Source organism: Enterobacter cloacae complex sp. P38RS, assembly GCF_014930775.1.
Lineage (GTDB): Bacteria > Pseudomonadota > Gammaproteobacteria > Enterobacterales > Enterobacteriaceae > Enterobacter > Enterobacter bugandensis.
Map to the genome: position 1 here is coordinate 1 of NZ_JADBRS010000007.1, position 11,755 is coordinate 11,755.

10 protein-coding genes are annotated in these 11,755 nt (G+C 56.2%); 3 read left to right on the top strand and 7 right to left on the bottom strand.

Annotation, left to right across the window (positions count from 1 at the left end):
• Positions 1–99: 99 nt before the first annotated feature.
• From IM303_RS11175 to IM303_RS11190, 4 genes are all read right to left on the bottom strand, one after another.
• Positions 100–759, bottom strand: coding sequence for an O-methyltransferase (locus IM303_RS11175; protein ID WP_192986875.1), 660 nt, complete (start codon positions 757–759; stop codon positions 100–102).
• 102 nt (positions 760–861) lie between these two features.
• A complete protein-coding gene (locus IM303_RS11180) occupies positions 862–2,241 on the bottom strand; it encodes an efflux transporter outer membrane subunit (protein ID WP_048999255.1) in 1,380 nt (459 codons plus the stop codon).
• Entirely contained in the window at positions 2,241–3,320 is a 1,080-nt protein-coding gene (locus tag IM303_RS11185; protein WP_028013076.1) for an HlyD family secretion protein, read from the bottom strand. Before IM303_RS11185 ends, IM303_RS11180 begins: the two co-directional genes overlap by 1 nt.
• Before the next feature lie 22 nt (positions 3,321–3,342).
• Entirely contained in the window at positions 3,343–4,995 is a 1,653-nt protein-coding gene (locus IM303_RS11190; protein ID WP_193359910.1) for an MFS transporter, read from the bottom strand.
• Between the two features lie 202 nt (positions 4,996–5,197).
• Here IM303_RS11190 and IM303_RS11195 point away from each other — a divergent pair, with 202 nt between their 5' ends.
• The gene (locus tag IM303_RS11195) at positions 5,198–5,992 is read left to right on the top strand and encodes a YdcF family protein (protein ID WP_193052041.1); all 795 of its coding nucleotides are present in this window, start codon (positions 5,198–5,200) and stop codon (positions 5,990–5,992) included.
• Positions 5,993–6,034: 42 nt separating this feature from the next.
• On the opposite strand, the gene gap is transcribed toward IM303_RS11195, so the two are convergent.
• Complete coding sequence (gap, locus tag IM303_RS11200; RefSeq protein ID WP_048999258.1) at positions 6,035–7,036, bottom strand: type I glyceraldehyde-3-phosphate dehydrogenase; 1,002 nt, start codon at positions 7,034–7,036, stop codon at positions 6,035–6,037.
• 189 nt (positions 7,037–7,225) lie between these two features.
• On the opposite strand from gap, the gene cybB reads away from it, so the two are divergent.
• Entirely contained in the window at positions 7,226–7,756 is a 531-nt protein-coding gene (cybB, locus tag IM303_RS11205; protein WP_032644876.1) for a cytochrome b561, read from the top strand.
• Positions 7,757–7,800: 44 nt separating this feature from the next.
• Here cybB and IM303_RS11210 read toward each other — a convergent pair whose 3' ends face one another.
• Both IM303_RS11210 and IM303_RS11215 read right to left on the bottom strand, forming a co-directional pair.
• Positions 7,801–8,868, bottom strand: a complete 1,068-nt coding sequence (locus tag IM303_RS11210) for an oxidoreductase (protein ID WP_193359911.1) — start codon at positions 8,866–8,868, stop codon at positions 7,801–7,803.
• A 13-nt stretch (positions 8,869–8,881) separates the two neighbouring features.
• Positions 8,882–9,625 (bottom strand): DeoR/GlpR family DNA-binding transcription regulator, encoded by a 744-nt coding sequence (locus IM303_RS11215; protein WP_028013082.1) that lies wholly within the window; start codon positions 9,623–9,625, stop codon positions 8,882–8,884.
• A gap of 716 nt (positions 9,626–10,341) precedes the next feature.
• On the opposite strand from IM303_RS11215, the gene IM303_RS11220 reads away from it, so the two are divergent.
• Positions 10,342–11,679 carry a TolC family outer membrane protein gene (locus IM303_RS11220; protein ID WP_048999260.1) on the top strand — a complete coding sequence of 446 codons (1,338 nt, stop codon included), beginning with the start codon at positions 10,342–10,344 and terminating at the stop codon, positions 11,677–11,679.
• Positions 11,680–11,755: the final 76 nt, after the last annotated feature.

Sequence of the window (11,755 nt, forward strand, 5' to 3'; positions counted from 1 at the left end):
ACCATGGGTAAAGGATGTTAAAAAGTGTTCACCATGTCCCCGAACACCTGTCTACCATGTCCCCGGACTGTACACAGGGAGAGGGTCGGGCTGATGCCTTCACCCATTCACAATCGCCAGCGTAAACCCATCCCATCCCTTAACCCCCACCGTTTGCAGTGCGGTGGCGGTTAAGCGTGGGTTATCCCCCGTCATCTCTATAAAACGCCGCACGCCCAGCACGCGCGCGTCGTCGCTTTGCCCGTTAATGACCTCGCCGTCGCGGACCACGTTATCGCCGATAATCACCGTGCCGGGACGGGAATAGTGCAGCGCCCACTCCAGATAGCCGGGATTGTTTGGCTTATCGGCATCAATAAAGATCAGGTCGAACGGCGGAACGTCACCGAAATTCTCCAGCGAGTTCAGCGCCGGGCCTTCTATTAATTCAATACGATCGTTCAGCCCCGCGAGGCGAATATTCTGGCGGGCAACATCGGCATGCGTTGGGTCCGCCTCGAGCGTAATCAGCTTTCCGTCCGGCGGCAGGGCGCGCGCCATCCAGATAGAGCTAAAGGCACCCAGCGTACCGATCTCAAGAATGCGTCTTGCCTGCGTCATGCGCACGAACAGCGCCAGCAGCTGTCCCTGATTGGCCGCAACATCGTGTTCGGGTAGCCCGGCGCGTTTGTTGTTCTCAAGAACCTTCTGTAGAACCTCATCCTCAGGGATAAGCGAAGAAATCATGTAATTATCTACTGCAGACCATTGTTGTTGCATAGATTGACTCCTTTAGAGGGATTGCCGGGTGGCGGCTACGCCTTACCCGGCCTACGGGTGCGAAATGCAGGCCCGGTAAGCGAAGCGCCACCGGGCAGGTTTTCAGGCACTGACCCATCCTCCGCCCAGTGCTTTATACAAATCAATCTGCGCCAGCAGCAGGTTATTTTTGACCTGCACCACGCTGGTCTGGACCGAGTACAGCGTGCGCTGCGCGTCCAGCACGTCAAGATAGGATGAATAACCGTTGCGATAGCGGTTCTGCGCAATGCGCAGCGTCTCCCGGGCCACATCCTGCTGGGCAAGCAGCTCCGTCAGCTGTTCCTGATAGCGCGTAATGGCATCAAGGCTGTTGTTCACTTCGGCAAACGCGTTACGCACGGTTTTTTCATACGCATACAGCGCCTGGTTACGCTGGGACTGGGAAATATCCACCTGCGCGTTCAGCGCCTGGCGGTTCAGCAGCGGGGCGAGAATGCTGCCGCCTGCGCTCCAGAGCTGGAGCGGGTTGTCCAGCAGGCCGGAAAGGGTGCGATCCTGGATCGATCCGGTTGCGGTCAGGTTGATCGACGGCAGCAGGCTGGCGCGTGACGCGGCAAGCGAGGCATCAGCCGCAACCAGCTGTCGCTCAGCCTGCACGATATCCGGCCGACGATTCAGGAGCGTGGAGGGCAGCTGTGACGGCAGCGTGAGCGGCGTCAGCGTCGCAAAGCTTTCGCTACGCGCTACCGCACCGGGATTGCTTCCCAGCAGCAGGCTCAGGGCATTCTCCTGCTGCGCAATCTGATGCCGCAGCACGGGCACCTGCGCTCGCGTTGAGCGAAGCTCGGAATCCGACTGCATCAGCTCCAGGCGCGAACTGTAGCCCGTCTCAAGCTGGCGTTTGGCAAGATTAAACGCCTCTTCGCGTGATTTCAGCGTGGATTCGGTCACGCGCAGCTGTTCATCAAGCGAGAGCAGGGTGACGTACCCGGAGGCAACGGACGAGGCGACAGTGAGATCCGCAGCCGCGGCGGCGGCTTTTTGCGCCTCCAGCGAGGCTTCGGCGGCATTGGACGTGCTGCGGTTGACGCCCCAGATATCAACGTCATAGCTCGCCGTCAGGCTGCCTCTGTACAGCGTGCTGTAAACCGGAAGCCCAGTGGCGGCGGATTGAGAACGGGCGCGCGTCCCGGTTACGCCCGCGTCGAGCGAAGGAAACAGGCTGCCGTCGGCGGCAAAGACCCGCGCCTGATACTCGTTAATTCGTTCCCGCGCGATCAGCACGTCGCTGTTGTTTTTTAGCGCCTGGTCCACATAGCGGTTGAGGTTGTTGTCATGAAAATTGCGCCACCAGAGCTGTTCCGTCGGGCTGGTTGGCCCTGAGACGGCGCGCCATTGAGCCGGAATTTGCAGGGTCGGCTGCGCCGGCTTGACGTCAACGGACTGGCATCCGGCCAGCATGAGCGCCCCCACCAGCGCGGCTATCGGGCGAAGGATCATCACTTCGCCTCCCGCGTATCAATCGTCACCTGTACCGACATACCCGGACGCAGCAGCGCAGACTCTTCAGGCTTACCGAGCACCTCAATGCGCACCGGAATACGCTGGGCGATTTTGACAAAGTTGCCGGTGGCGTTGTCCGGCGTGATAGCGCTGAATTCAACCCCGGTCGCCGGCGAGATGCTCTCTACGCGGCCCTGATACGCTTTGTTGTTTAAGGCATCGACGGTAAACTTCACCGGCTGACCGACGCGCAGCTCCGCCAACTGGGTCTCTTTGATGTTGGCAATCACCCAGTGCTGCGGCGGCACCAGCGTAGTGAGGTGCGTTCCGGCGGTCACGTACGCGCCGAGACGCACGGCAATCTGGCCGAGCTGGCCGTCGCGCGGGGCGATAATGCGGGTGTTTTGCAGGTCAATCTGCGCCAGCTCCAGAGCCGCTTTGGCGTTTTCAACATCTGCCTCCAGCGCGCCGCGGTTCACAATCACCGTCTGCAGATCCTGACGCGACATCTCAAGCGTGGCTTTCGCCTGGTCGATATCTGCGCTGCCCTGAGCCGCACTGGCCAGCGCGGCATCGCGCTCCCGAATGGAAAGCGAACCATCCGCCGTCAGATCCTTCACGCGCTTTAAATCCGCCTGGGTTTTCAGGCTCTGGGCGCGGGCATTTTTCAGCGCGGCTTCATTTTTGGCAATGGTCGCTTCGGCGCTTTTCCGCTGCTGCAGGTTGTTATTCAGGGCGGCTATTTTCATCGCCAGCTGCGCCTCGGCCTGATGGACGCGCTGGCGATAGATGCGGTCATCGATCTGCAGCAGCAGATCGCCTTTTTTGACCTGCACAAAGTCCTGAACCTTCACCTCGGTGATATAGCCGTTAACCTGGGGGCTAATGAACGTCGTCTGGCCGCGCACGTAGGCGTTGTCGGTAAACTGCGCGTGGCGGGTAAACGGCGGCAGCTGCCAGGCGTAAAGAATGACCAGCACGCCGACAATACCGATGGCAGCGGCGGTGAAAACGGAAACAATGCGCACATTTTTGCGGGTGTTGGCCTGCTCTTTGGCGGCATCCTGCTGACTCATAAACTCTCCAGAAATATTACAATTATTTGTTGCCGGTGGCGTTCTTCAGCGCCATACGGGCAGTAATGCGCAGGCGCAGCAAGCGCCATAAAATCCAGACCAGCGTGGCGGCAGCGATGCTTGCCGTCAGCAGATAAGTATCGTTATAGGCCAGAATATTTGCCTCAAGGGTGGACACCGTCTGTAGCTGGGTAATGGCCTGCGTTCCCAGCAGCGTACTGTCGCCAATCAGGCTTTTATACATCTGGGTATAAAGCTGAATCCGCTCGTTGACCAGCGGGTTAAGCGTGGTGAGCTGATCCGCCAGCAGGCTGGAGTGGTATTTCTCGCGCCAGGTCTGGAAGGTGCCGAGAATCGCCGATCCCAGCAGGCCGCCGAGGTTCTGGCTCATGCCAAACATGACCGAAAAGCTGACCAGGTTACGCGGGTCGGCAATTACCCCGCCAATGGCGGCCAGCATGGCGGGCGCCAGGAAGAAGGCGCTGCCGAAGCCCAGCAGGAACTGGCTGACCATCAGCTGATCCGGGCGGGTCAGGTTATTGGACTGGCTGTCCAGCAGCGAGGCAACAATCATCAGCGCCAGAGAGGTGATAATCGGCCACGCCAGCTTTGTGGGCTTGATGGTGAGGCAGCTGGTGACGATCCCGAAGACGATCCCGGCGAAAATGGACCACGCCAGATGGGTCATCTGCTCATTCTGTAACCCCACGTACTGCAGCCAGCCGATGACGCCGGTATTTTGCTCCGCCAGCACGATGCGGATCAGCAGCATAATCAGCCCCAGGCGAACGATGCTGCCGCTCGACAGCCAGCGGGTGTTCAGCAGCGGGTTGGCGCGGTTATGTTCAAACACGATGGCGGAAACAATCAGCACCAGCGATAGCGCCAGCGACCAGCCGATCCACGGCGCCTCGAACCACCAGTCAAGACGGCCTAAAGAGAGCACGGCGCAGAGCAGGGCCATTCCGGGAGCCAGTAAAAAGAAGGTGACAAAGTCTTTCTTCTCGAAGACCTTGCGTCGGTCACCCGGCGGCAGTTTTAAGGCGATTACGCAGGCCAGGGAGATCAGCGCCAGCCCCAGTTCAAAGAAATAGAGCCCGCGCCACTCGTCCAGCTGGAGAAGCTCGGTGGAAAACAGACGCGCCAGCGGAATAGCGAGCGACGATCCGGTGATCCCGATGGTAAGCGCCTTCAGGCGATGCTTCGCAGGCCAGGCCTGGATTTGGTAGTAAATCCCCAGCGAGCTGAGCGCGGCGGCCACCATCCCGTGCGCGGCGCGTACCATCAGCGCGGAGCTGAGGTCGTTAACGAACAGGTGGAAAAAGGTGACCAGCACGTACAGCACCAGAAAACCTTCCGTAAAGGCGCGCAGGCCGTACTGTTGACGAAATTTGACCAGCAGCAGGTTAATGGAGATGTTGGTCATCACATAGACTGCGGGCAGCCAGGCGATTTCGGTCGACCAGGCCCCGAAGGTCCCCTGCAGGTTTTGCAGGTTGGCAGTGACCACCGCATTGCCCAGTGCCCCCGTCAGGCAAACCAGCAGCCCAACGACGCCATAGGCGACGCGTTTTGGCGTACTGTGCTCGGGGGTGGAAGGCGAACCCAGCAGGGCGGGTTTCTCATGGGGCTGCCACTCGCGAGGAGCATAAGGGTCGCGTTCGGGCAGGCGCATAACGTCATTACCTTAGAAATAATTGAATAATTAGCGGGCTAGCGATTCTACGTCTGCCGCAAATGATAATTCAAGTGAATATGATTTGCGCATGTTAATCAAATGTACGAGAGAAATTTAAGGAAAAAGAGCGGCCCGATGTCGCCGTTGTGTTGAGAACCTGAAGTCGCTACCCTGAAGGGATAGCGAGAAGGAGTTCATCATGGAACAGACCCATTTTCCCATCCTGCCGGATGCCACGCTGGCGGCCATTAATACTGTCGGTGAATGGCTGGCGCAGGATGACCTGAGCGACAGCCGCCTGTACCCGGACGTCGATGCGGTAATTCTGGCAGGGAACGCGGTGATCCCGACCATTGATGCAGCCTGCCGTATTGCCGCGCAGCGAGAAATCCCGCTCCTGATTAGCGGAGGTATTGGTCATTCAACCGCGTTTTTATATTCAGCTATCGGAAATCATCCGCGTTATCACACCTTACAAGTCGAAGGGCGGGCCGAAGCGAGCATTCTTGCCGACGTTGCGCGGGCGTTCTGGCAGATCCCCGAGGCGCGCCTGTGGGTTGAAGATCGTTCCACCAACTGCGGTGAAAACGCGCGTTTTAGCTGGAACATGCTGAAAGAGCGTCAGCGGACAAGCGGGCGCGTGCTGGTGCTACAGGACCCAACGATGCAGCGCCGCACGATGGCGACGTTTGCCCGCGTGTGCCGCGATGAACCCGCATCACTGCAGTGGATCAGCCATCCCGGGTTTACGCCAGTGCTGCAAAACGGCACAGAGGGCGTGGAGTTTAGAGGGGGCAACGCCGGGCTGTGGCCCGTTGACCGGTATCTGTCGCTGGTTCTGGGTGAACTACCGCGGCTGTATGATGACGCCAACGGCTATGGCCCGGCCGGGCGGGATTTTATCGCCCACGTTGAATTCCCTGAAACCGTCACCGCCGCATGGAGACAGCTTCAACAGGACCCAGTCCTGAAGGTGGCGCGTAAAATCATCTAATCCCCTCGCCCCATTGGGGAGAGGGTTAGGGTGAGGGGAAAATCACAGCGCCGCAAACTTATCCAGCGTCCGCACCAGCTGCGTCACAAACCCATACTCGTTGTCATACCAGGCAACGGCTTTCACCAGCTGCAGGTCTCCTGCTTCTGACACCTCCGTCTGCGTGGCGTCAAACACCGAACCATATTGCGAGCCAATCACATCTGACGACACAATCTCGTCATCGGTATACCCGAACGATTTATTCCCCTGGGTCGCCTTTTTCAACGCGGCGTTGATCTCCTCGACCGTCACCTTTTTACCCAGAATCGCTACCAGCTCGGTTACCGATCCGGTTTTCACCGGCACGCGCTGGGCGTGACCCTTTAGTTTGCCGCTGAGCGCGGGGATCACCAGGCCGATGGCTTTCGCCGCACCGGTGGTATGCGGAATAATATTTTCTGCCGCCGCCCGCGAGGCACGCAGATCTTTCCCGCGCGGGCCATCCACCAGCGCCTGGGTGCCGGTATAGGCATGAATGGTGGTCATGGTGCCCACTTTAATTTCAAACGCGTCGTTCAGGGCTTTTGCCAGCGGGGCGAGGCAGTTGGTGGTGCAGGACGCGACGGAAATAATGGTATCACTGGCGTCAATGGTATCGTCATTCACGCTATAGACGATGGTCTTCATCTCACCCGCGGGCGCCGAAATCAGAACTTTCTTCGCACCGGCGTCCAGGTGCGCCCGCGATTTTTCTTCTGAGGTATAAAAGCCGGTGCACTCCACGACGATATCCACGCCCGCGGCTTTCCACGGAATGTGCTTTGCCTCTTTTTCGGCGTACACCGCGATGGTTTTACCGTCGACAATCAGCGCATCCTCGGTGAAGTCCACGCTCCAGGGGAAGCCACCGTAGTTGGAATCATGCCTGAGCAGGTAGGCCAAGACTTTCGGGGAGGTGAGGTCGTTGATGGCGACGACGGTGTTACTGTCCTGGGTTTCAAGAAGGCGGCGCAGCACAAGGCGTCCAATGCGTCCAAATCCGTTAATGCCAATTTTACTCATGGTGTTCTCCTGTGAACGTGTCGATACGACAGTTTGAACTCATCCAGGCTTAGACCATCACGGGCAGGGCAGCAATTGAAGATGCTTCATGCGAGGGGAAGTATTTGAAAAACCATACAGAAAAGTTAATGAATTTTTAAGGAAAGGAGATTATGTTGGCGCGGTGACTGTTTTTTTTCAGGAAATCCCATGCGCACTAAATATACAAGCCTGCAAATCACGATTCACTGGCTGGTGTTTTTGTTAATCGTCGTCGCCTACTGCGCGATGGAATTCAGGGGCTTTTTCCCGCGTTCCGACCGACCGCTTATTAACATGATCCACGTCTCCTGCGGCATCTCGGTTCTGGTGCTGATGGTGGCGAGATTGCTGATCCGCCTGAAGTTTCCCGCACCGCCCATTCAACCTAAACCTAAAGCGATGATTACCGGTATGTCCCACCTTGGGCATCTGATCGTCTATCTGCTGTTTATTGCGCTGCCGCTGATTGGCATTGTAATGATGTATAACCGTGGAAACGACTGGTTCGCCTTTGGTCTGGCGATGCCTCACGCGGCGGAGGGGAATTTTGACCTGGTGGATGTGCTGAAGGAGTGGCACGTTACGCTGGCAAACCTGGGCTATTTCGTGATTGGTCTGCACGCCTTTGCGGCGCTGATGCACCACTATTTCTGGAAAGATAATACTCTTTTGCGCATGATGCCGAATAAGCGTCAGTAGTCTTTAACTCGTGCCGGGCGGCGCAGCGCCACCCGGCTTGTTTTTTAACCCAGAAGAACACGCTCTTCATCAGTTAACGCCAGCGTCTGCGTTGACCCCGTCTCTGACGATTTCACCGCCGCTTCCAGAACAGCCATGACCGCTAACGCCTCGACAGGATGAACGGGATTGGCGATCTTCCCGAGCATCGCATCCCGCACGTTGATGTAGTACTGCCGCTGATCGCCCTTTGGCGTGGCAATCGTTTGGGGTTCACCATCAGCTCCGAAGAACACCATGCTGTCGTCGTCTTCGCCCCAGGCGTCGCTGCCGGGGATTACGCCAGCCAGCAGCTGCGCTTCCTGCTGATCGATTCTGGCTTTCACCACGCTGCCTTTGTCCCCGTGAACGGTAAAGCGCGCCGTACCGCCAGCCACCAGCATGCTGGCGTGCAGAACCACCTTATGATCCGGGTAATTGAGGACCACATGCGCCCAGTCGTTAACCTCTGCGCCGTCGCGCAGCGTGGCGATATTTCCCTGAACAGACTCTGGCAGGCCAAACAGCTGAAGCGTCTGGTCGATCAGGTGAGGGCCCAGGTCAAACCACAGACCGCTGCCGGGGACGTTCTGCTCGCGCCAGCGCACGCGCACTTCCGGGCGGAAGCGGTCAATATGCGACTCCAGATGTTTAACCTTGCCAACCGTGCCTTGCTCAATAATCTGCTTAATGCCGAGGAAATCGCTGTCCCAGCGGCGGTTGTGGAAAACGGAGAGCAGAAGCTGCTTTTCATCCGCCAGGGCAATCAGGTCCCCGGCTTCCTGCATGTCCAGGGTGAAAGGCTTATCCACGACCACGTGTTTTCCCGAGTTCAGGGCCAGCGTCGCCAGCGGCGCGTGGGTGGCGTTAGGGGAGGCAATAACCACCAGGTCAACATCAGGATGTTGAATGGCTTCTTCGGGCGTGGCTACCACCAGCACATCCGGAAGATCGCGCTTCACTTTCTCTTCATCACGGGAAGAGACCACCGCCAGCTTGAGCCCGTCCACGGACTGGATCAGCGGGGCATGGAAGATTTTACCGACAAAACCATACCCGATCAGCGCAATGTTGATTGTTTGAACTTTACTCATGACCTTCTCCACGTTATTGCGCGCACACCGTGACCCGTAATGCGCCAGGGTCCCCAAGCTCAGGCCAGGGACGATCTAAAAAGAGTTGATGAATATCGGTTAGCCCGGAGACCAGATACGGCTCGCAGCGGTTAACTTTCAGGTGATCGGCAACAATCCAGTGCGCATGGCTTGCGGCGAGCATCGCGCGTTTCACCTCGGCATCCGCTTCTTTACCGGCACTCAAACCGAGTTCGGCATGAAGGGCGCACGCACCGAGAATGGCGATATCGGCCCGATAGCGTGACAGCAGGGACAACGTGGCGCTGCCGGCAAACAGGCGCTGCTTCGGGTCCCATTTTCCACCGAGCAGAATAAGCTCAATGTCTTCCCGGTCGCTAAAATGCTGGGCGATATCCAGCGAGGTAGTGATCACGGTGTGAGGCCCCTGCAGAAAAGTAGCGACGGCCATCACCGTACTGCCGGCATCCAGAAACAGGGTGGAACCCGGCGGAACCGCCTGCGCAACCTGTTTCCCCAGGCGCTGCTTGGTTTCCGGCAACAGGGTATTGCGGCCCTGACGATTCATGGCCGAAAGATTCAGAGCAATAGCCCCGCCGTGATTCTTCTGGGCAAGCCCCTGATTTTCCAGATCGGTCAGATCCCGACGAACGGTATCCGCCGAAACCTGCAGCTTTTCTGCCAGCTCGGTGATGCTGGCCTGACCTTGTTCACTGAGAATATCAAGGACATAGCGTTGACGTGCGGTTTTGTGCATGGGCAGCAATCCTGCAAAATGTCGCAATAAATCGCATAATACAGCATTTTGACGCAGAAGGAAGGAGTATCGTAAACCAGGTTGATGTTTAATTATTGGAATTATATTAAGCGGATATCATTAAGCCGTTCTGAATGTTAACCACAGTGTTAATGTTATGTTTTAATCAACGATTTGGGTTATGTAACCAACGCATTGTCATTAACTGGTGGAATATGCTGATATGTAACTAAAATAAAGCATTTAATGTCTGATTTATGTTTTTTATTAGAATTATTTTTCAACAAATCGATGGCTCTTACTTAAGTTGACACTTCTTTGAAAATCTTTGTGTCTGACCCGCTCAGAAATTAACGCAAAAATGTGCGCAGAGGAGATTAAGAATTTTCCTTAAATTACAGTGTGTTTTGATGTTTCATCTGAAAGGCTATTTTCGGAGTTTTGTCCAGAAACCCCATGTTTTTTCTTATATGTAACACTGCATTAACATTGTGGGTGTAGTGGCCTATACCACATTTTGTTATGCTGCAAATCAACTTATGAAATAAGTAATTTCTTAAATTTAATAAGACAAAGGCGGATCTCATCTCCATCGGAAATGGGTATGGGGAGCTTTACCTGAAATTTAGCGAGGAAGTTAAATAAGATATTTGTCTAATTATCTGTACCTCTTTTTGGGTAATTGCTTGAGTATCACTCAGAGTCAGGGAGATAAAATGACGATATTACGCAAGCCTGTTTCACGCCAATTTATAGCTACGCTGGCGTTAATTTCATTAGCCCTAAATACGGCTTATGCCAATAGTGGCGCGGTAGGTATTGCCCCGATGGCAACGACGACCTTAAAGGAAAGTATTCTTTTCGCTATCGATCGCGATCCGTCAATTAGCCAGCAGGCCGCGCAGTTAGGTATTGGTCAGGCGCAAATAGACGAGGCGCGCAGCGGCTGGATGCCGCAAATAGCGTTGAACGGGAGTACGGGGCATAGCCAGACCACCGATTCCAGCGGTTCGCTGAAGAACTCTGCGGCCTGGGGGGTGAGCCTGACCCAGCTGATATACGATTTTGGCAAGACCAACAACAGCATCAGCCAGTCTTCCGCACAGCGCGATAGCTACCGCTACCAGCTGATGACCACGCTTTCTGACGTGGCGGAAAAAACGGCGCTCGGCTACGTGGAGGTCAAACGTTATTCCGACCTGCTACAGGCGGCAAAAGAGAATGTTCAGGCATTGAAAAACGTGGAGCAGCTGGCAAAACTGCGCGCCGATGCGGGCGTGAGTTCCACCTCCGATGAACTCCAGACCCGCACGCGTATTGCCGGCATGCAGGCGACGGTGGCGCAGTATAACGCCGCGTTGAACAGCGCCCGCGCAAGGCTCGCGGTATTAACCGGAATGCAGGCAGATCATTATTCGCCGGTACCCGCAAACCTCGCCGTTGAGCCGGATTCGCTCAACCGCATTGATTATTCGTTAATACCGGCGGTAATGGCCGCGCAGAATATGGAACGTTCGGCCCAGTATGGCGTTGAAACGGCGAAGTCCCAGCACTGGCCAACCCTGAGCCTGAAGGGGGGACGCACGCGTTACGAATCGGACAACCGCTCATACTGGGACGACCAGATCCAGCTCAATATTGACGCACCGCTTTATCAGGGCGGCGCGGTATCTGCACGCGTGCGTCAGGCTGAGGGTGCACGGGCGATGGCGTCCTCTCAGGTCGATCAGGCGCGTTTCGACGTGCTGCAAAAGGCCTCCGTCGCGCAAGCTGACTGGACCGGCGCACGCGGAAGAATGGAGGCCGGGAAGCGGCAGCTGGAAAATGCGCTGCGGGCCCGCGAGGTTTATAAAAATGAATACACCCTGAGCAAGCGGAGCATTAATGATTTGCTCAGCGTTGAGCAGGATGTCTGGCAGGCCACGTCGGCGAAAATAATCGCCGAGTATGATGGCTGGAGTTCGGCAATTAATTATGCTTCCGCGGTTGATAATTTAATGCCGCTTATTGGAATAGAGAAAAACGCTGCCGCAAAATTACCCGATTTGAGTTAACAAAAGCCACGTATAGCTGCACGAAATAAGTCTGAAAATAATGGGTGTTTTTTCCCAGGGATAGCTACATCCGTCT